Raw genomic sequence first — 20,593 nt, 5'->3', positions numbered from 1 at the left:
TTCGCCTCTTCCGAAGCCGGTCATTGATAAAATCATGTATTTGCTTTATCTCACAAAGATAATTATTTAAAAACTTTTAACTTAAAAAAGAAACTGTAAAACTTTCAATATTTGCAGAAAAGATTATTTTATATATTTGCAGTTAATAAAAGATTTAGAAATATGCTTAAATCGCTCTTCCATTGGAAAGTCTGGGTAAATATACTTTTAGCGGCTGCCGTTTTCGTAGGTGCCGTTTGGTTAACTTTTCGTTGGCTGGAAATGCATACGAATCACGGAAAAGAAATCGCAGTACCCAATGTGATGAATAAATCGGTGCATGACGCCATTAAAATTTTAGATGATTCAGGCTTGAGTTACGAAGTCGACAGTTTTAAATACGATCCTAAGTTTAAGCCTTTTCAAGTTTTACAGATCTATCCGTCCGCGGGTTCCCGTGTGAAAGATGGGCGAACCATCGTCATGAAAGTGAATCCAAGAACTTATGCGCAGGTTTCTGTTCCTGATGTTTTAGACCGATACAAAGGTTTGGCATTTAGACAGTTGGAGCAGGTTGGATTAAAGATTGGCGATACTATTTTTGAACCAAGCATTCAGCGTGATGCAGTTTTAAGAATGATGTATAACGGTGCCAATTTAAAACCAGGCGCTTTGTTGCCGCGATTCACCACCATTGATCTGGTGATCGGTGCTGGACCAAGAAGAAATATATCTGTGCCTAATCTTGTGGGTTTAACCGTACAGGAAGCTAAATTGATCATTGCCCAAAATTTATTTGAGATCGGTTTGGTCGAACATGAAGATGGCGGCGGAGATGAATCAGATATTGTCTATTACCAGGATCCTGCAGCAATGGATGTTCGGGATCAGGGAATGCAGATTGATATTTGGGCCAGTAAAAAAACGCCGGCTGAAATGGGCGGAAAAATCTCACAATTGAATTCTATTTATAGAATAAAAATGGACTACAGTATGCCTGATAATTACGATAGTGATGCTCCGGTTTATCAAGCGCCCGCACCAAGACGTTCTGAAACAGAAATGACGGAAGTGCCACGACCAACTGCGCCAAGAGTTGAAACATCGAATGTGGAAGTTAAAAAGCAGGACGCACCAAAATCAACAACTGATCAAAGATCAAAGCAGGTCGAACCGAAACCAAAGGTGAACACTACGCCAGTAACGCCGAAAACCACACCAACAAAGACCGAAGAAAAACCAAAAGTTAAAAAGGTAATTGTGGAATAGGTTTTTAATACTCCTACAATCTAAAGCTTCAACCGAAATGTTGGAGCTTTATCTTTAAAAAATAGAATGACAGAAGATAACGACCATTTCTCAGAAGAAGAATTAGAACATCACGAATCCAGCGAGTCTGAATCAGAAGGGCTTTTTGAACATCTGTCGATGACGGTTGATAAAGGTCAGGAAACGATGAGAATCGATAAATTCCTGGTTAATTTCCGACAGAATTCTTCTCGAAATAAGATCTCCCAAACCTGTCGGGCGGGAAATGTAGTGGTGAACGGTTCGCCGGTAAAGCAAAATTACCGCGTCAAACCAGGCGATCAAATTTCTGTTTTACTGACCAACCCGCCGAGAGAAAATATTATTATTCCACAGGATATTCCCATCAACATCGTTTATGAAGATGACGATATCGTGGTGGTTGATAAAGCAGCTGGCATGGTTGTTCATCCCGGTCATGGCAATTACGACGGAACTTTAATTAATGCCCTGGCTTTTCATTTCGAAAAAAACGGACAGAAATCAGATTTAGACCGTGTTGGTCTGGTGCATCGAATTGATAAAGATACGTCGGGACTTTTAGTGGTCGCCAAAAATGAATACGCACTGAGTTATCTGGCCAAACAATTCTTTGACCGCGAAACCAAAAGATTGTATTGGGCTTTCGTCTGGGGAAATATCGAAGAAGATTCCGGAACCATTCGCGGAAATATCGGTCGGCATTTAAAAAACAGAATGCAGATGGCGGTTTTCGAAGACGGAAGTTTGGGGAAACATGCCGTGTCGCATTATACCGTGCTCGAAAGATTCAGATATATTACCTGGGTGGAATGCAAGTTAGAAACGGGCAGAACGCATCAGATCCGCGCGCATTTCAAACATATTGGTCATACCTTATTTAATGATGAAAGATATGAAGGCAACCAGATCTTAAAAGGAGTGAATATGCCAAAGTACAAGCAATTCATTAAAAATGTATTTGAAGTTTTGCCGCGTCACGCGTTGCATGCTCACACGCTGGGCTTTGTTCATCCAACTACCAAAGAGGAAATGTATTTTGAAAGTCCGATGCCAAAAGATATGGAAGACGCCTTGAATAAGTGGAGGAAATATTTAGAATCTTAGAGACGCTTTAAATTTGGTTAAAAAGAAATTTTATTTTTCAGCGACCCTAAAGGGTGAAAATTTTATTTGAAAATTTATCAAAATTAACCCTTTACCATTTGGGTAAATTAATTCTGATGAATTTTAAACAGGCTCTTAGTTCCATAAAAACTTTTTATATTTGTGAAAAATTCACGCAACTCTTATTATGAGAAAAATATATACGTTATTTTTCGTGGTGGTCTTTCTAGGAAGCTATAAAAGCCAGGAAACATTGCCTTTTTACCAACAGTATTTGCTCAACGGTGAGTTCCTATTTAATCCTGCGCTATATGGAAGTACCGACGATGTTGTGTTGAATTTAAATTACCAGAAACAGTTTTCTAATTTCGCACAGTCACCCAATGTGCAGTCGGTTGGTATGCATGCTAACGTTTTCGATAGAGTAGGAGCAGGTTTGTCTTTCTTTAAAGATCAAAATGGCGCGATCTCGTCCACGGGCGTTTCGGCTGGTGCTTCTTATTTTATTCCAATTGATGATGATGGCGAACGAAAAAGTCAGTTCTCTTTTGGAACGAATGTGAATTTCTATAACATGAATATTGACTTGGGACTGCTTTTACCTCAAGATCCTGGCGATCCTGTCCTAAGTGCTGAAAGTTTATTCTTGGTATATGCCAATCTCGGAATGGCGGTGAGCTACCGTAACTTTTTTGCTGGCGTATCGGTGAATGATATTGCAATTTCTAACGATATTCCTATTGTAAATGGAATTGAACCAGAACCAACCAAATTCTTAGTGAATACGGGATATAACTGGTATGTGACGGAAGAGTTCTACGTAACGCCATCGGTCATGGCTAATTTCAATACCAATTCTTCTAAAATGATCGACCTGAATTTAATGGCCACGCTGGAAAGTGATGAAAGTTCCTTTTCTGCAGGTGCAAGTTTAAGAACGGCAAGTAATAAGTTCGGTAATCAAAGTTTGGGTGTTTCTCCAATTATAAAAGCTTCCGTAAATAATTTCTTTTTCGGGGCGACTTATAATTTTGGACTTTCAGATATTCAACAATATGCTGGCAGCAGCTTTATGCTAAGTGTTGGTTATAAGTTTGAGAACTTTATTAATACAAGAGGATATCGGTATTAATTTATGAGTAATCGGTAATGAGCACTGAATAATTGAATTGAGAATTTTTAGAAATTGATTATTCACCATTCACCATTCACTGTTCACCCATTCACAAGTAATTTTCAATTGACTGTTCACCATTTCTCCTTGGCTCTTATTACTTTTTCCTTGGCACTTATTTAAAATGATTTACCTCCACATTCCTTTCTGCAAGCAAAAATGCAGTTACTGTAATTTCCATTTTTCTACTTCTTTGAAATATAAGGAAGATATGGTTGCGGCCATTAAAAAGGAAATAGGATTGCGGAAAAATGAACTGGAATTCAAGAATTTAAAATCTCTATATTTCGGTGGTGGTACGCCTTCCATTCTTAAAGTAGATGAACTTCAATCGATTGTAGATGAGGTTTTAAAACACTTTTCTTTTGATCCCGATATTGAAATTACACTGGAAGCCAATCCAGATGATTTAGATAAAAACTTTTTAAAGGATCTGTCTAAAACTCCATTTAACCGTTTATCGATCGGTACGCAAAGTTTTTTTGATGAAGATTTAAAATTGATGAACCGCGCTCATAATTCGGGTGAAGCGGAAAGTTCGATTAAAAGAGCCCAGGATTTTGGGTTTGAAAATATCAGCATTGATTTAATTTACGGTTCGCCAAGCTCCAACTTTGAGATCTGGAAACAGAATTTAGATAAAACGATTGAGTTGCAGGTTCCACATGTTTCTTCTTACGCTTTGACCATCGAACCGAAAACGATGTTAAATGCTTGGATCTCGCAAGGTAAAATTGCCGCACCGAAGGAAGCCGAACAGCATGAAGAGTTTTTCTATATGACGGATTTTCTAAAAGACAACGGCTTTGATCACTACGAAATTTCCAATTTTGGAAAACCAGGCTTTCACTCCAAACACAATTCTGCTTACTGGAAATACCAGGAATATTTGGGAATCGGACCCTCAGCACATTCGTATAACGGTCGGGATGAAAGAAGCTGGAATATTGCCAATAATCAATTGTACATTAATTCATTGAATCAAAATTCTTTAGCCAAAGAAACAGAGTTGTTAACTGAAAAAGATCAGTTCAATGAAATGTTGATGATCGGGTTGCGTACTATTTGGGGCGTTGATCTATCTTCTTTAAAAGAGAAATTCAGTTCAGAACTTTTGGAGCATTTTCAAAAAGAGATCAAAACAAAATTGGAAGACGGACTTTTACTCATTGAAAATAATCATTTAAAAATTCCGGAAAAACACTGGTTCCTGGCCGACGGAATCGCGTCAGATCTGTTTATGGTTTAGGCCGTAGCTAATGGGAAGAAGGTTTTAGGTTTTTTTATGCTACCAAAAATCTGGCATCAAACATCAAGCATCCATCATCCATCATCCATCATCAAGCATCCATCACCCAACATTAAGCACTCTAACTGGCTCATTTTACTTTTTACTTGGCTCTTAATTCGTATTTTTGCATAAATTTCAACCCTTTGAAAACTAAAAAACAGGATTTCAGCCATCTTTCTGCCAACCAACCGATCGGGATTTTTGATTCTGGAGTGGGCGGATTGACCGTTGCCAAAGAGATCAAAAGATTGTTGCCCAACGAGGATCTCATTTACTTCGGAGATACCAAACACCTTCCGTACGGTGAAAAATCCCGGGAAGCGATTATTGGTTATTGTATAAAAATCACTGAGTTTTTATTGGAGAAAAACTGTAAAGCGATCGTCATTGCTTGTAATTCTGCGACGGCAAACGCCTTGAAAGAAGTTTTAGAATTGGTTGATCACAAAGTTCCTGTTATCGATGTAATTAATCCAGTAGCTGAAAAAGTGTCATACGAAATTCATAATAATGTCGGCGTGATTGCTACCAAAGCAACCGTGAATTCTGGTCTTTACAAAAAGTCGATCCGCAAACACAATAAGTTTATCAAGGTCGATGAATTGGCGACACCGCTATTGGTGCCGGCGATTGAAGAAGGGATTAGAAATCATCCCATCACCAATTCGATCATTTATCATTATTTAAGCAACAGTAAATTAAAGAATATAGAAACGCTGATCTTAGGTTGTACCCATTATCCTCTTTTATTGAGTGAGATCAAACAGTATTACGGAAACCGTGTTCGGGTGATCGATTCCCCAAGTATCGTGGCGAACCAACTGAAAATGATTCTGGAAAAACACCATTTATTAAATGAAGACCATCCAAAAGCAACCTATCATTTTTATCTTTCGGATATCACTAAAAACTTTGAGAAGATCTCAAAGAAATTTTTTGGAAACAACATCGATCTGGAGTTGAAAGTATTGTAGTAGCTTTTTTTACCACAAAAGCCACAAAAGTTTTTAGGAGTAGAAGAAAGTTAAAAGATTGCAGTAGGATGCTGGAATAAAATTAACATTCTGTAATTTTAGCTTTTTAGAAAGTACCACGAATGCAGGAATAAATTTTTGTCAGAAAAACAAAACAATTCGTGCATTCGTGGCAATCTAATTTTAAGATAAATAGCAGGCAATCAGCATTTCCTTGTTTTGTAAAACAGTGAAATCGTATTTTTCCATCATCCATCATCCTTCATCCATCATCCATCATCCATCCTCTATCCGTCTATCATCTATCCGTCTATTATCTCTTAGTCTGCCTTGTCAGGCGCTTCCTCTTCTGTCGCCGCGGTTTCTTCCTCCGCTGGTTCATTAGGTTTTAAGAAGGAAAAACTCACATTTCCGTATTTTCTGGTATCGATAATATTAGGGTGTTGCAGTTTAGTGCGACTTTGATGTTCCAAAATAAAGATGCCATTTTCTTTTAAATAGTTGTTGTTTAAAACCAAAGAGATGAGTTCTTCATATTTGGCAACCTCCATTTCAAAAGGTGGATCTGCTACGATGATCTCGTAGGTTTTACGGTTTCTGTTTTTCTTTAAATATTCGAAAACATCGCTCCGAACAGCGTTCACCTGCGAGTTCATTTCGAGTTCTAAAGAGGTCGTGTTAATAAAGCCTGCATGTCTAGCATTCATTTCAATGGAAGTCACATCTTTGCAACCTCTGGAAGCGAACTCCAGGGAGATCGATCCAATACCCGCAAACAGATCAAGTACCGAAATGGAGGCGTAGTCTAAGCGATAACGGTTTTCGATAATGCTGAACAAAGCTTCTTTGGCAAAATCAGTCGTAGGTCTTACGTCGAAATTTTTTGGAGCGGAAATTCTTTTGGCTTTCCATTGGCCACTGATTATTCTGTACATGGGTATGTTGGATGTTAAATGTTTGGTGCTAGATTCACAAGAAATCAAATTTACTTCAATGTAGTCAAAATTAAATTTGTTTTTAACGCAAAGACGCAAAGGTTTTTGAATAAATAACTTTCTAAAAATTACGAGCGCAAAGGCGTTTCACTCAGCAAAGGCAATTTCAATATTTGCTTCTTTATCTAATAAGATGATTAAAGCTTTTGTGGTTAAATAAGAAAGGTTTAAAAATTCACCATTGACGATTAACTATTCACTTCACTTGGCTCTTTTTACTTCTTCCTTGGCTCTTCTCAATTATTTTCCATTCAAAATAAAGTTCTTATTCGGAATATTATCGTAAACGATCTTAAGGTTTTTCACAAACTTCTTTAATTCTGAAATAAAGGTTTCATTTTCGGTAGTTTCACCATAAACAAAAAACTGGGTGTCGGCGATTCCGAAACCAATCTTGCTTAAAGTAAACATGATGAAATAGAGAAAGTCGACTTCTGAAGTGACATCTAAATTATTATAAAGAATGACTTTCTTTTGATCTAAAGCGAAAAACTCACATTGCTGATGATACAGATTGATGTGAATTTCTTTCTGATTTTTAGTTGAGATATTGTTTAAAAACTGTTCGCCCGAGAAATTAAAATTGGTTGGAATTTCCAAGCTTTTAATCTGTTGATAAATAGCTTTCGGAAAATTATAATAAAACTGAACGCCAAATTTTTTATTGACCGACAGCATCAATTCTTCCTGATCTTCATTGACCGGCGCATTAAAGGAAATCAAATCGTAGCCTAAATCGTGTTCCTTGAAACCTTCCGGCATTAAAGTGAAATGATTCAACGCAGAAATTACGGTCACTTCTTTGTATTTTTTCAGTCCTAAAATAGAAGTGATTTTCTCACTGAGCGCATTTTCAGATGATTCTTCGGTGACGAAAAAAGAGTTTTCCTCCAAAACAGTTCTGTTTTTGGAAATCTGATATTGTACGCCGTCTTTGGTAAAAAGTAATTTGAGTTGTTCCATGCTTTACGAGCGCAAATTTATTAAAATTAATCGGCTTTTGAAATTTTCTTACAGAATGGGGTTTATGAGCAAAGTCATTGTTGAATCTGATAGAGATTTGCTAATTTTACAATGGTGTTTAAATCGTTTTTAAAATACCAAAAAAGAGAATCCATTTTATAAATATTAAAATCAAATCATTATGAAAAGAGTCCTGTTTGTATTCATGCTATTATTTTCTGTAAGTATTTTCGCCCAGAAAATCCAAAACCAAACCGTAGAAGCTGCCTGTGGAATGTGTCAGTTCAAAATTAAAACGGATAAAGGTTGTGCGATGGCTATCAAAATCGATGGTAAAATTTATAACGTTGAAGGGCTTGATAAGAAAACTTACGGTGATGCTCACGCCGCCGACGGTTACTGCAAGATCATGAAGAAAGCCATGGTTAGTGGAGAAATTAAGAAAGGGAAGTTTTATGCGACCAGTTTTAAGTATGTGGATTAGTTTGATGTAGGGTGCTGGATGTTTGGTGTGGGATGTTGATTGTTCAATAATTGTGAAAGGTGAATATTAGAGCCAAGGAAAAAGTAAAAAGAACCAAGGGAAATGCAATGGTCATGAAGTTTGAATAGTGAGTGGCAATTAGATAATTAATATATTAAATAATAGTGAATTTTTGAATTCTGCGTCCATCATCCAACATCCAACATCCACCACCTATCATCCATCATCCATCATCCAGCATCCAACATCCAACACCCCGCATCTTACCGAAAATAAACCACTACTGTACCTGACTGATGGTGCAGTATTTCTTTGTTTTGAAACTCCAGATTGGTTTGGCTTTCGAGGACATCGTGAACCATCTGTTGTAAAACCCCGTCTCCAATTCCGTGGATGATCTCTAACTTTTTCAAATTATTCTTCCGACAGAACTCGATAGTGGTCAGAAGTTTTTCTTTCTGCCGAAAGAGTCGTTCAAAAGAATCATAATCATTCGGGCTCTTGACTAAATGTTCAAAATGTAAATCCAATACGAGTGGTTTTTTGTCGTGTTTCTTAGAAACCGGTTTTGAAGATTCTTCTTTTCGGATGGTTTCGATCTGGTTATAAATTTCTGCCTTCGGTACCACCAATTCTGCAACATCATATTCATACGGAAAGCCATGCTCATCTTCGATGGTCACTTTTTTTCCTTTGATGGAGATGATCGTCCCCTTCAGTTGATCGTCGATCACCGAAACCGAATCGCCTAATTTCATGGTTGGTCTTAATTTGCGAAAATAAGAAAATTGGGAGGTTATATGCTACAAAAGCCGTAAAAATTTAGATCTAATGAATCCAGTGAATTGAAGATAATTGATGAAAAGATATTGCCTTTTTTTAACTCCCGCAGATTTAGCTGATTGCGCAGATTATTATTGTTTTTATCCAAATTTTACTTAATTAAAAAGCCTTTGCTGATTGAAACGCCTTTGCGGGCGCAATTGTAAAGAGTAATCTATTTTTAAACTTTTGTGGTCTTTGCGTTAAAACGATTCGAAATTCTAAACTAAATTTAATTTGTAAAGCTTCGAAATTTCTTCTTAAAAATTTCCATAAATTTGACTTCTTGATTAACGAGAATTTTAAAATATTATTTATAGAGTATGGATCCAATTTTTGACCTTATTGAACAGGAAAGACAAAGACAAACACACGGTATCGAACTCATCGCTTCTGAAAATTTTGTTTCAGAGAATGTGATGAAAGCGGTGGGAAGTGTTTTGACCAATAAATATGCGGAAGGTTATCCTGGCAAAAGATATTATGGTGGGTGCGAAGTGGTAGATGAAATCGAAACTTTAGCCATCGACCGCGCCAAAGAATTGTTCGGGGTGGAGTATGCCAACGTACAGCCACATTCTGGCTCGCAGGCCAATGCTGCGATTTATCTGTCAGTTCTAAAGCCGGGTGATAAAATTTTAGGTCTTGATCTTTCAATGGGCGGACATTTAACCCACGGATCTTTCGTCAACTTTTCTGGAATCCAGTACGATGCGAATTTTTACGGCGTAGATCGCGAAAGTGGTCTCATCGATTACGACGCCATGCGTCAGAAAGCTTTGGAAGTAAAACCTAAAATGTTGATCGCAGGTTATTCTGCGTATTCAAGAGATATTGATTTTAAAAAATTCCGGGAAGTAGCGGATGAAGTTGGAGCGACGCTTTGGGCGGATATTGCACATCCGGCCGGATTGATCGCCAAAGGATTGTTGAGCTCTCCATTTGAGCACTGTCATGTTGTCTCTACGACCACTCATAAAACATTACGTGGACCAAGAGGTGGACTGATCATGATGGGCAAAGACTTCGAAAACACCTACGGTCACAAAACTCCGAAAGGCGAGATCAAAATGATGAGTCAGGTGCTGAATGGGTCTGTTTTCCCAGGAATTCAGGGTGGACCGTTGGAGCATGTGATCGCCGGAAAAGCAGTTGCGTTTGCCGAAGCGATTGATGATAAATTCTTAGTGTACATGAAACAAGTGGTTGCTAACGCTCGTGCTTTAGCGAAAGCGATGATGGCAGAAGGTTTTGATATTGTGAGTGGCGGAACCGATAATCACCTGATGTTGGTAGATCTTCGAAATAAAAATGTCAACGGTAAAGAAACCGAAAAGGCATTAGTGAAAGCAGATATTACCTGTAATAAAAATATGGTTCCATTTGACGATAAATCTGCGTTTACCACTTCGGGTATTCGTTTGGGAACTGCTGCTATTACGACCAGAGGTTTAAAAGAAGCGGATATGGAAGTTTTGGCTGGATTAATTAACGATGTCGTGATGAATATCAATGATGACCACAAAATTGGTGAGGTTCGTAAAAAAGTGAATCAGATGATGGAAGGGAAGGCGTTGTTTAATTATTAATGAAGAGACGAAGAGATAAAAGACGGTAGACGAATAGATGATAAACTGATAGATAACAGAGTTTAATTATCAACCGAGATTCAAATTCATTGCTTTGCGAGAGGCAGTGAATTTGTTTTTTAGGACTTAGTTTCGCAATGTTTGACTTAGATGCTGGTTTGGATTGGTTAAGACCAAAGACTGATTTATGTAGATTATTCGGTTAAACACGAAAACAAAAAATAAATTCATTGACCCCGACCCTAAAGGGAGTGAATTTGATTTTTTTAACAAAGATTCGATTTAAAAACAAAATTAGAGTTGACTTCGGAGATTTTTGTGTTAAGAAAAACCTTGAAAAGGTTAGCCGATTCAAATAAAAAATATAAAAGCATGAGGCAAATTTGTATTTCTTCCTATCCAACTCGTTCAACAAACTATACTTAAAAATTTCCAGTGTTTGAAGCGCGGGCAATATTTAATACTCAATGCGAAACCTTCGTCTCCGCGCAAGTTTGGAAATTTTCTTAGAAGAAATTCAAATTTTTTAACAAAAAGATCCAAGTCTTGAATTTTTTGTTACTTTTTGTTTCAAGACAAAAAGTAAGGCTAACCCTAAAGGGAGTGAATTTGATTTTTTACAAAATTTCGATTTAAATACGAAATCAGACTTGACTTAGGAGATTTTTGTGTTAAGAAAAATTGATATTTCTTCCTATCCAACTCTTTCAACAAACTATACTTAACAATTTCCAGTGTTTGAAGCGCGGGCAATATTTAATAATCGATGCGAACCTTGGTCTCCGCGCAAGTTTGGAAATTTTCTTAGAAGAAATTCAAATTTTTTAACAAAAAGATCCAGGTCTTGAATTTTTTGTTACTTTTTGTTTCAAGACAAAAAGTAAGGCTAACCCTAAAGGGACTGAATTTGATTTTTTAAAAGATTTGATTTAGAAATGAAATAAGAGTTGACTTCGGAGATTTTTGTGCCAAGAAAAACCTTGAAAAGGTTAGCCGATTCAAATAAAAAATATAAAAGCATGAAGCAAATTGGAATTTTTTCCTATCCAACTATTTCAGTAAACAATAGTTAAAAATCTCTATTGTTTGAGTGGCGGCTAAATTTTTCAATCGAAGCAAACTAAATATTTCCGCCCGAGTCTCGTCTTAAGGACGAGATAAATAATAGAAATTTTCTTAGAAGAAATTCAAATTTTTTAGCAAAAAGATCCAGTCTTGAACTTTTTGTTTCAAGACAAACCATTGAAAATGGTTCGCTGATTCCATTAAAAAATTATAAAATAGGAAGCAAAAAGTAAGGCTAAGAAAAACGCAAATTAATTGTAGAAATAGAACGAGAGAAAAATGGTATTTTATAGAGTTACGATGAAATCTTTCGGCAGCGGGAAAGCATATTCGGTTTTTAAACATACCTTGATCAGAAAACAAAAAATCAAATTCGTTGACCCCAACCCTAAAGGGAGTGAATTTGATTTTTTACAAAGTTTCAATTTCAGGACGAAATCAGAGTTGACTTCGGAGATTTTTGTGTTAAGAAAAACCTTGAAAAGGTTAGCCGATTCAAATAAAAAATATAAAAGCATGAGGCAAATTTGTATTTCTTCCTACACAACTCTTTCAACAAACTACACTTAAAAATTTCCAGTGTTTGAAGCGCGGGCATAATTTAATAATTGAAGCGAAACCTTCGTTTCCGCCCGAGTCTCGTCTTAAGGACGAGATAAATAATAGAAATTTTCTTAGAAGAAATTCAAATTTTTTAGCAAAAAGATCCAGTCTTGAACTTTTTGTTACTTTTTGTTTCAAGACAAAAAGTAAGGCGAAGGAAAAAACGATAATTATTTTAGCAGCCAGACCGAGGGAAATTTGCATTATAGAATAGTAACTTTTGTGGTAAAAAAGAATAGTAATAGATCATAACCTTCTCAGTCGACGCGTTCAGCTAAATTGTATTAATTTTGTCATCCATCATCCATCATCCATCACCCATCATCTCTCAAATAATATGGAGCATAAATCTTACACCTTCCTCGAAATCAAACAAAAACTGGTCAACTATTGTGTTTATCAGGATCGGTGTCATAAAGAAGTAGAGCAAAAGATGTGGGATTATTTATTGATTCCCGAAGCTAAAGAGGAGATCCTTCTCTATTTAATGAAGGAGAATTATCTGAATGAAGAGCGCTTCACCCGAAGTTATATTCGGGGCAAATTTTATATGAAATCCTGGGGCCGAAATAAGATAAGAAATCATCTGAAGTTTAAAGGAGTACCTGAAAAGTTGATCAACAGTTGTTTTGACGAGATCGATGAGGATGATTATCAAAAGACCTTAGGTAAGCTGTTTCACAATTATTATGACAAAATAAAGGGAGTGCAAGTTTATCAGAAAAACTCCAAGACCATCAAGTATTTACTGTCAAAAGGATTTGAATATGAGGAGATCACGCAGGTGATTAAAGATGCCGAAAACGATTTATAGTAAAACACAACAGCACAAAGCTTATTGCAAATTGTCGTTAAAAATATGGTTTTTCTTTAAAATTGAATGCGAGCGGATTTACTTAAAATCGGAGAGATATCGACTTTAAAATAATTGACTAAATTAATTGCGCATCAGTGGAATGTACAACTATATTTATTGCTTTAAAAAAAATTAGAATAATTAGAATAATTTTAATTAATTTGCACAACGATAATAAATACTAAATTTCATCACAATCGATAATAATAATATGAAGAGAATTAATACCCTTATCGCAGTTTTCCTTTTGATTATGGTAAGCGGGCAAGATTTCAAATACGGAGTTACAGGCAATGTGCACAGAGGCTCCATTGTCGGTGTGCATGATCGTTCCATTGGTAAGTACGGTGGTAGCATCGGGGTGTTTGCAGAAGTGCCCTTGGTCGAAAATGATATTTTTGATTCCGCCTGGTTGTACATCACTCCCCAAATTGAGTACAGCATGCAGGGAGAAAATGCCGAGGTTAAGAAAGATGTTTATGGATTACAAAAGTTCCATCATGATTATATTGCAATGCAGGTTTACCTAAAGTGGTTCTTTCACAAGGGAAATATGAAAAGAGATGTGTTTTTATTTGCCGGTCCGAGAATTGAGTACTTGGTTCGGGAAGACAGAAAAGTGGATCCAGCTTATGATATCGTTCATTATAAAGTCAATCTGGATGATGAAATCAACAAATTTGGATACGGAGTTTCTTTTGGAGCCGGTTTGAAAGTGTCGCCGAAGATACAGGCATTTTTAAGATATGATCGTGGATTCAGCAAAGTTTACCCAAAAAATGACCGTAATAATACGTACAATAGACTAATTGCAGTAGGCCTTAATTACTACCTTAGTGACAATTGGTAGTAAATACATTATCAGTAGGTAATACTGTCTATCTCAAAATAGTTTTATCTTTGTCGTCTTAAAAATAAGAAATGAAGAAATACTTTCCAGTATTCATTACCCTCGTGCTTTGCGCATTTCAGGCCTGTAAGCCTAAGCAGAACATTGTTTACATGTCCAATAATAACTTTGAACAGGAAGTTTCACAAGCTCAATATGTAGGTTTACACATCCAGGAGGGAGATCAGTTACAGATTTTAGTCTCCGCTTTTGATGATATTGCGGTGCGTCCTTTTAATATCAATACCATGTCAAAAACTGGAGATGCAGGGTCTCAAAGTTCTAGTGGCAATACGGGGATAGCTCCAAGTGAATATATTGTGAATTCCAATGGTACCATTATTTTTCCTGTTTTAGGCAGTGTTTATTGCAAAGGCATGACCAAGAAACAATTGCAGGAAGATTTAGAGAGCCGCCTAAAACGCTATCTCACCGATCCTCTAGTGATTGTTACTTTAACTAACTTTAATTTCAGTGTTCTGGGAGAGGTTAAAAGTCCCGGACAAAAAACCAGCACCAACGAGAGACTCAATCTTTTTCAAGCTTTAGCCTTAGCGGGCGATACAACCTACGATGGAAATAAAACCAACGTTAAATTGATCCGTTATTCAGACGAAGCGGGTAAAGATGAAGTGGTTTCTTTAGATCTTTCAGAAGCGTCAATTGTTAATTCGCCGTACTACTATTTGCAGCAAAATGATATTCTTTATATAGAACCAGACCGCAATAAGCAGGTAGGCGTGAATACCAATTCGAAAGTAGATCAATGGATCAAATATGGAGGAGTAGGGTTAGGATTGCTGACTTTAATTTTTAGTTTAACCCGAAAATAATCCAATGGAACTTTTAGAAAATTCTGCACCAGAAAGAAAGGTTCAGCCGCTTAATCTCAAAAAAGAAATTGGTAAATACCTCAGCAAATGGCCTTGGTTCTTGCTAAGTATTGCCCTATTCTATACAGCAGCCAAAATTTACCTGCGGTATACCGAACCCCAGTATTTTACAAAAACCTCTCTCAAACTTCAGGAAGCGAAAGGTAAAAATGCAACGGCGTTAACTGACTTAAAGAATTTAGGGGTAGGCGTGAGTGGCAATGATGAGTTACAGGGCGAAACACAAATTATCGTTTCAAAACCTATTTTGGCAACAGTTGCGCAAAACCTTAATTTAGATATAAGTTTCTTCAGTTTAGGTGCGATTAAAGAGATAGAGCTGTACAATAATACCTCTCTGACTGGAAAGATTATTAAAATAACAAATCCAGATTCATTCTCTAGTGCAACATACAAGCTTAATCCTGTCAACAGTAATTCTTTTAAACTGGAAGGATCTTCCACTGTTTACCGTTTTGGAACTCCGTCGAAATTCCCTTTCGGAACGGTACAAATTAATTTAAAACCGGGCACTCGTTTGTCAACGCCTATAAAAGTGGTTTTTCGAAGTATTGGTAATGTTGTCGCTGGCTTAGAAAGCGGAATAACGGTGACTCTGCCGCCTAATAAAGGGTTGTTAATGGATTTGTCTTTAGTTGGTCCTGTCCCAAGAAAATCTGAAGATATTTTAAATGAACTTTCAAAACAATACATCATCGATGGAGTAAATGATAAAAACCTGGAAGCCCAAAATACCCAGGATTTCATTAATGAACGGTTGACAATTATCACCGACGATCTTTCAGGGATAGAAGGCGAAAAAGAAAGATTTAAGCGGACCAATCAAATTACCAATCTGGAAACCCAGGCAAATCTTGCAGTAGGTACCGCGGAGTCGAGCACAAAAGAAATTTTGACGCAATCAATGCAGTTGGATCTTGTGAATTCTGTTTTGTCCGCGAGCGCTGGTAATCAACTTCTGCCTTCTGGTATGGGTTTACCTTCTGGTGCAGAAACTGCAATTTCTGAATATAATAACTTGATGTTGACCCGAAATAGGGTTTTGAAACAGGCAACCGGCGAAAATCCCGCAGTAATTGAAATGAATAAACAGATTGCCTCACTTAAGAATTTGATCCGTCAGAATTTAATTGAGTCCCGGGAAAATCTTCAATTACAAATGGGACAGTCCAAAGCCTTGCTTAATCAGGCCAAGGGAAGTATCAGTAAATATCCAACTCAGGAAAAAATCTTCCGAAGTATTGATCGTCAGCAAACTTTGAAAGAACAGTTGTATCTTTATCTGCTTCAAAAGCGGGAAGAAAACGCCATTACCTTATCGGTTACAGCGCCGAAAGCCAAAGTGATCAATCCAGCTTTCACGACCGGTATCGTAAAGCCAGATCGACAACAAATTACCTATGGTTCACTGGCTGCAGGTTTTTTACTGCCGCTGCTTATTATTTTTGCTATGAATTCTCTGGATACAAAAGTTCATACCAAACAGCAAATTTTGGCGCAGCTTCCGGACGCTTCTGTTATTGCAGAAATTCCTTTTAATACAGACGAAAATGGAATAGTCAATCCCAATGACTTTTCTGTCTTTTCAGAATCATTTCGTATTTTATCCTCCAATCTTAAGTATGTCTTGCGTGCAAAAGAAATTAAAAAAGGGGGCGTTGTTTTGATCACTTCTTCCGTAAAAGGAGAAGGTAAAACCACGATCTCCATGAACTTAGCGCTTACGTTGTCTGGAAAAAATAAAGTAATTGTGGTGGGTGCAGATATTAGAAACCCGCAACTTCACCGTTTTGTTGAGGGCGAAAATATTGGTCTGACCGATTATTTGGTGTCTGACGAAACCGATCCTTATTCCTATATTATTCCATCAAAAATTAATGATAAGCTGGATGTTTTATTTAGCGGACAGATCGCACCCAATCCCAATGATCTGTTGGACATGAAAAAGTTCGATCTGTTAATTGAAGAATTAAAGAAAACCTATGATTTTGTCGTTTTAGATTCGGCACCCGTGATGCTGGTAAGTGATACCCTCCACTTGGTCGAGAATGCTGACGTGGTGCTCTACGCCGTGAAATCTGATTTTACCGATAAAGAGATGCTCAATTTTGCTGACGGTTTTAAAAGAGACAACGGAATTAAAGACCTGGTGTTCGTTTTAAATAACGTCAAACCTGAAAATACCCGCTACGGAAAAAAATATGGTTACGGCTATTATTCTTATACCCATGACGAAAAACCAAAATGGTGGAAGAAGTTCGTGTAGCTGAGGATGATTCATGATGAATGTTCGATGATGGACGTTTGATGTTCGGTGAGGAATGTTGGATGCTGACGGAGTTCACAACTTCACTTCACTCCATCACCTGTTCACTCATTCACCAATACACCTCTTTAAATATGACAATCAAAATGAACAAAATACTAATAACTGGCGGAGCAGGTTTTATCGGTTCCAATCTCTGCGATTACTTTATTGCAAAAGGCGACCATATAACCGTCTTGGATAATTTCGCAACTGGATTCAGACACAATATCGAACACCTTTTTGAACATCCAAATTTCACACTTATTGAAGGTGATATCCGCGATTTAGAAACGTGCCGGCAAGCCTGTGAAGGACAGGACTATATTCTTCATCAGGCAGCTTTAGGTTCCGTACCGCGGTCTATTAATGATCCTATAACGACGAATGATGTTAATGTTGGTGGCTTTCTCAATATGCTCGTCGCAGCTCGGGATGCAAAAGTAAAAAGGTTGGTGTATGCGGCCAGCTCTTCCACTTATGGAGATTCTGAAGCGCTGCCTAAAGTAGAAGACGTTATTGGTAAACCACTTTCTCCGTATGCCATAACCAAATATGTGAATGAGCTGTATGCAGATGTTTTCAGTAAAACCTACGGACTTGAATGCATTGGTTTGCGATATTTCAATGTCTTCGGTAGAAGACAAACGCCAAATGGTGCTTATGCAGCCGTGATCCCAAAATTCGTGATCCAGCTGATGAACCACGAAAGTCCCGTCATCAATGGGGCCGGCGATTACTCCCGCGACTTCACTTACATCGATAACGTCATTCAAATGAACGAAAAGGCAATGTTATCTGAAAATGCAGCAGCGCTTAATACTGTTTACAATACTGCCGTGGGTGATCGTACGACCTTGAATCTTTTAGTACAGTATCTTAAAGAATACTTGTCTTTATATGACCCGGAAATAGATAAGATAGAAATTATTCACGGACCGCAACGTGTGGGTGATATTCCACATTCTTTAGCTTCGGTAGATAAAGCAAAACAATTATTGAACTACAGACCTTCCCATGATATTAAAGCTGGTTTAAAAGAATCAGTAGAGTGGTATTGGGGTAATTTGAAGTAAATCAGTGTTGAGTTAAGGTACATGATTTGTTTTGATGCTGGATGTATGGTGCTGCCACCAAACCTAAAAAGATGAATAGTTCCAATTCAAGAGGCTTAGTAGCTATTTGCACTAAAACATATTGCAATTCTTCCCACCAGAAAGCTTCATTTCCCCAACCCTAAAGGGTGGAAGCTTTCTTCGCTATTACAAAATCTGATCTTTTCCTCGCAATCTCATAAAAGCATTTTCAATCGACTTCGGAGCTATTTGCGTTAAGAAAAATTGAAATTTCTTCGCATCCAAATTTCTCAACAAGCAATACCTAAAAATCTCCACTGTTTGAGTGGCGGCAATATTTTTCAATCGATGCACATTTTATATTTCCGCCCGAGTTATGGAGATTTTCTTAGAAGAAATTTTAATTTTTTAGCAAAAAGATCCAAGTCTTGAATTTTTTGTTACTTTTTGTTTCAAGACAAAAAGTAAGGCTAAAAAAGGAGGTCTTCATTGGCAGTGATTTCGGATAAGCTCAATCACCATGAATTGAAAATGCTTCATAGCTTCTTGTATTAAAAAATTTAAATTTCTTCTCACCAGAAAGCTTCATTTCCCCAACCCTACAGTGAGGAAGCTTTCTTCGCTAGTACAAGACCTGTTTCTAAATAAAAGCCTCAGTGCATAAAATTACTGTTGCTTGGCTTCGGAGCTATTTTCGTTAATGAAAAGTAAAATAATCTCACACAGATTCCGCAGATTTCCACAGACAAATACTCTAAAATTATTTCTGCATTAAAAACCGACTTCGGAGATTTTAGCGTTAAGAAAAAGTTGTAAAGAAGCGTAAAGAAAGATTTTTTGTTTGAGCGCGGCACAAATCTCATTATTCAAAATCGTCTTCAATCCGCGCGAGTTTAAATCTTTTAGCGCAATGGAAACTTTTTTAGCAAAAAGATCCAGTCTTGAACTTTTTGTTACTTTTTGTTTCAAGACAAAAAGTAAGGCGAAAAAAAGAGGTCTTCATTTGCAGTGATTTCGGCTCCGCTCAATCACCATGAATTGAAAATGCTTCATAGCTTCTTGTATTAAAAAATTTAAATTTCTTCTCACCAGAAAGCTTCATTTCCCCAACCCTAAAGGGAGGAACCTTTCTTCGCAAGTACAAAATCTCATCTCTACATAACTCTCAATCCGTAAGAGTATTTTCAATCGACTTCAGAACTATTTGCGTGAAAAAAAAGTAAAATAATCTCACACCGATTTCCAAAGATAAATACTCTAAAATTATTCCTGCATTAAATATGACTTCGGAGATTTTTGCGTTAAGAAAAAGTTGTAATGAAGCGTAAAGAAAGATTTTTTGTTTGAGCGCGGCACAAATCTCATTATTCAAACATGTCTCCAATACGCGCGAGTTTAAATCTTTTAGCGCAATGGAAACTTTTTTAGCAAAAAGATCCAAGTCTTGTCCCGATAGCTATCGGGATTGTTACTTTTTGTTTCAAGACAAAAAGTAAGACTAAAAAAAAGTTCTTCATTGGCAGTGATTTCGGCTCCGCGCAATCATCATGAATCGAAAATTCTTCATAGTTATTCGCATTAACAAATTTACATTTCTTCTCACCAGAAAGCTTCATTTCCCCAACCCTAAAGGGAGAAAGCTTTCTTCGCTAGTACAAGACCTGTTTCTAAATAAAAGCCTCAGTGCATAAAATTACTGTTGCTTGGCTTCGGACCTGTTTGCATCAACAAAAAGTAAAATAATCTTACGCAGATTCCACAGATAAATACGCTAAAACTTTTCCTGCATTAAAAACGACTTGAAGATTTTTGCGTGAAGTAAAGCCTTTGGAAGCTACGCATTGTAAATCCATTATATTTACTCTTTCAAAGGTGAAAGAGTTTTTTTAACGCAACGACGCAGAGGCCTTCCTTAAGATGCTGCACAAAAATTACGGTCGCAAAGGCGTTTCAGTCAGCAAAGGCGCAGTAAATTCATATTCCACCAAACATTAAAAGGTGAATCGTTCCAATTCAAGCGGCTTAGTAGCTATTTGTATTAAAAAATTTAAATTTCTTCTCACCAGAAAGCTTCATTTCCCCAACCCTAAAGGGAGAAACCTTTCTTCGCAAGTATAAAAGCTGGTCTCTAGATAACAATCTCAATCCGTAAGAGTATTCTCAATTTGCTTCGGAGCTATTTTCGTTAATGAAAAGTAAAATAATCTCACACAGATTCCGCAGATTTCCACAGACAAATAC

Annotated in this window: 15 protein-coding genes; 12 read left to right on the top strand and 3 right to left on the bottom strand. The window is 37.0% G+C overall.

Translation table 11 applies throughout. From position 1 onward, the window contains the following. The first annotated feature begins 162 nt into the window (after positions 1-162). From ACEYOS_RS05605 to murI, 5 genes are all read left to right on the top strand, one after another. Complete coding sequence (locus ACEYOS_RS05605; RefSeq protein ID WP_373708277.1) at positions 163-1,248, top strand: PASTA domain-containing protein; 1,086 nt, start codon at positions 163-165, stop codon at positions 1,246-1,248. Positions 1,249-1,314: 66 nt separating this feature from the next. After that, positions 1,315-2,373 (top strand): RluA family pseudouridine synthase, encoded by a 1,059-nt coding sequence (locus ACEYOS_RS05600; protein ID WP_373708276.1) that lies wholly within the window; start codon positions 1,315-1,317, stop codon positions 2,371-2,373. Between the two features lie 187 nt (positions 2,374-2,560). Continuing rightward, the gene (locus ACEYOS_RS05595) at positions 2,561-3,505 is read left to right on the top strand and encodes a PorP/SprF family type IX secretion system membrane protein (protein WP_373708275.1); all 945 of its coding nucleotides are present in this window, start codon (positions 2,561-2,563) and stop codon (positions 3,503-3,505) included. A gap of 166 nt (positions 3,506-3,671) precedes the next feature. Then, complete coding sequence (gene hemW, locus ACEYOS_RS05590; RefSeq protein WP_373708274.1) at positions 3,672-4,796, top strand: radical SAM family heme chaperone HemW; 1,125 nt, start codon at positions 3,672-3,674, stop codon at positions 4,794-4,796. A gap of 185 nt (positions 4,797-4,981) precedes the next feature. Further along, positions 4,982-5,812: a glutamate racemase gene (murI, locus tag ACEYOS_RS05585; protein ID WP_373708273.1), complete on the top strand. Its 831-nt coding sequence runs from the start codon at positions 4,982-4,984 to the stop codon at positions 5,810-5,812. 320 nt (positions 5,813-6,132) lie between these two features. Here murI and ACEYOS_RS05580 read toward each other — a convergent pair whose 3' ends face one another. Beyond that, positions 6,133-6,747: an RsmD family RNA methyltransferase gene (locus ACEYOS_RS05580; protein WP_373708272.1), complete on the bottom strand. Its 615-nt coding sequence runs from the start codon at positions 6,745-6,747 to the stop codon at positions 6,133-6,135. Between the two features lie 300 nt (positions 6,748-7,047). Then, complete coding sequence (locus ACEYOS_RS05575; protein WP_373708271.1) at positions 7,048-7,770, bottom strand: DUF3822 family protein; 723 nt, start codon at positions 7,768-7,770, stop codon at positions 7,048-7,050. 181 nt (positions 7,771-7,951) lie between these two features. On the opposite strand from ACEYOS_RS05575, the gene ACEYOS_RS05570 reads away from it, so the two are divergent. Beyond that, positions 7,952-8,254 (top strand): DUF6370 family protein, encoded by a 303-nt coding sequence (locus ACEYOS_RS05570; RefSeq protein ID WP_373708270.1) that lies wholly within the window; start codon positions 7,952-7,954, stop codon positions 8,252-8,254. Positions 8,255-8,517: 263 nt separating this feature from the next. On the opposite strand, the gene ACEYOS_RS05565 is transcribed toward ACEYOS_RS05570, so the two are convergent. After that, positions 8,518-9,012 (bottom strand): Smr/MutS family protein, encoded by a 495-nt coding sequence (locus tag ACEYOS_RS05565; protein WP_373708269.1) that lies wholly within the window; start codon positions 9,010-9,012, stop codon positions 8,518-8,520. A gap of 387 nt (positions 9,013-9,399) precedes the next feature. Between ACEYOS_RS05565 and glyA the strand changes: the two genes are divergently transcribed. From glyA to ACEYOS_RS05535, 6 genes are all read left to right on the top strand, one after another. Beyond that, positions 9,400-10,665 (top strand): serine hydroxymethyltransferase, encoded by a 1,266-nt coding sequence (gene glyA, locus ACEYOS_RS05560; RefSeq protein ID WP_373708268.1) that lies wholly within the window; start codon positions 9,400-9,402, stop codon positions 10,663-10,665. Between the two features lie 2,005 nt (positions 10,666-12,670). Next, complete coding sequence (locus ACEYOS_RS05555) at positions 12,671-13,147, top strand: regulatory protein RecX (protein WP_373739282.1); 477 nt, start codon at positions 12,671-12,673, stop codon at positions 13,145-13,147. 253 nt (positions 13,148-13,400) lie between these two features. Continuing rightward, positions 13,401-14,039 carry an outer membrane beta-barrel protein gene (locus tag ACEYOS_RS05550; RefSeq protein WP_373708266.1) on the top strand — a complete coding sequence of 213 codons (639 nt, stop codon included), beginning with the start codon at positions 13,401-13,403 and terminating at the stop codon, positions 14,037-14,039. A 71-nt stretch (positions 14,040-14,110) separates the two neighbouring features. Next, positions 14,111-14,911 (top strand): polysaccharide biosynthesis/export family protein, encoded by an 801-nt coding sequence (locus ACEYOS_RS05545; protein ID WP_373708265.1) that lies wholly within the window; start codon positions 14,111-14,113, stop codon positions 14,909-14,911. A 4-nt stretch (positions 14,912-14,915) separates the two neighbouring features. Beyond that, positions 14,916-17,237, top strand: coding sequence for a GumC family protein (locus tag ACEYOS_RS05540; protein ID WP_373708264.1), 2,322 nt, complete (start codon positions 14,916-14,918; stop codon positions 17,235-17,237). Positions 17,238-17,383: 146 nt separating this feature from the next. Beyond that, positions 17,384-18,352 (top strand): SDR family oxidoreductase, encoded by a 969-nt coding sequence (locus ACEYOS_RS05535; RefSeq protein WP_373708318.1) that lies wholly within the window; start codon positions 17,384-17,386, stop codon positions 18,350-18,352. The last annotated feature ends 2,241 nt before the right edge of the window (positions 18,353-20,593 follow it).

It is taken from the genome of Kaistella sp. (assembly GCF_041824135.1).
GTDB lineage: Bacteria > Bacteroidota > Bacteroidia > Flavobacteriales > Weeksellaceae > Kaistella.
The sequence above is the reverse complement of the archived record's forward strand: the minus strand, read 5'-3'. Positions and strand labels throughout refer to the sequence as shown.

Coding starts and splice junctions, on each gene's coding strand:
- ACEYOS_RS05605 (WP_373708277.1), top strand. CDS start 163: ATGCTTAAATCGCTCTTCCATTGGAAAGTCTGGGTAAATATACTTTTA.
- ACEYOS_RS05600 (WP_373708276.1), top strand. CDS start 1,315: ATGACAGAAGATAACGACCATTTCTCAGAAGAAGAATTAGAACATCAC.
- ACEYOS_RS05595 (WP_373708275.1), top strand. CDS start 2,561: ATGAGAAAAATATATACGTTATTTTTCGTGGTGGTCTTTCTAGGAAGC.
- hemW (WP_373708274.1), top strand. CDS start 3,672: ATGATTTACCTCCACATTCCTTTCTGCAAGCAAAAATGCAGTTACTGT.
- ACEYOS_RS05580 (WP_373708272.1), bottom strand. CDS start 6,747: ATGTACAGAATAATCAGTGGCCAATGGAAAGCCAAAAGAATTTCCGCT.
- ACEYOS_RS05575 (WP_373708271.1), bottom strand. CDS start 7,770: ATGGAACAACTCAAATTACTTTTTACCAAAGACGGCGTACAATATCAG.
- ACEYOS_RS05570 (WP_373708270.1), top strand. CDS start 7,952: ATGAAAAGAGTCCTGTTTGTATTCATGCTATTATTTTCTGTAAGTATT.
- ACEYOS_RS05565 (WP_373708269.1), bottom strand. CDS start 9,012: ATGAAATTAGGCGATTCGGTTTCGGTGATCGACGATCAACTGAAGGGG.
- glyA (WP_373708268.1), top strand. CDS start 9,400: ATGGATCCAATTTTTGACCTTATTGAACAGGAAAGACAAAGACAAACA.
- ACEYOS_RS05555 (WP_373739282.1), top strand. CDS start 12,671: ATGGAGCATAAATCTTACACCTTCCTCGAAATCAAACAAAAACTGGTC.
- ACEYOS_RS05550 (WP_373708266.1), top strand. CDS start 13,401: ATGAAGAGAATTAATACCCTTATCGCAGTTTTCCTTTTGATTATGGTA.
- ACEYOS_RS05545 (WP_373708265.1), top strand. CDS start 14,111: ATGAAGAAATACTTTCCAGTATTCATTACCCTCGTGCTTTGCGCATTT.
- ACEYOS_RS05540 (WP_373708264.1), top strand. CDS start 14,916: ATGGAACTTTTAGAAAATTCTGCACCAGAAAGAAAGGTTCAGCCGCTT.
- ACEYOS_RS05535 (WP_373708318.1), top strand. CDS start 17,384: ATGAACAAAATACTAATAACTGGCGGAGCAGGTTTTATCGGTTCCAAT.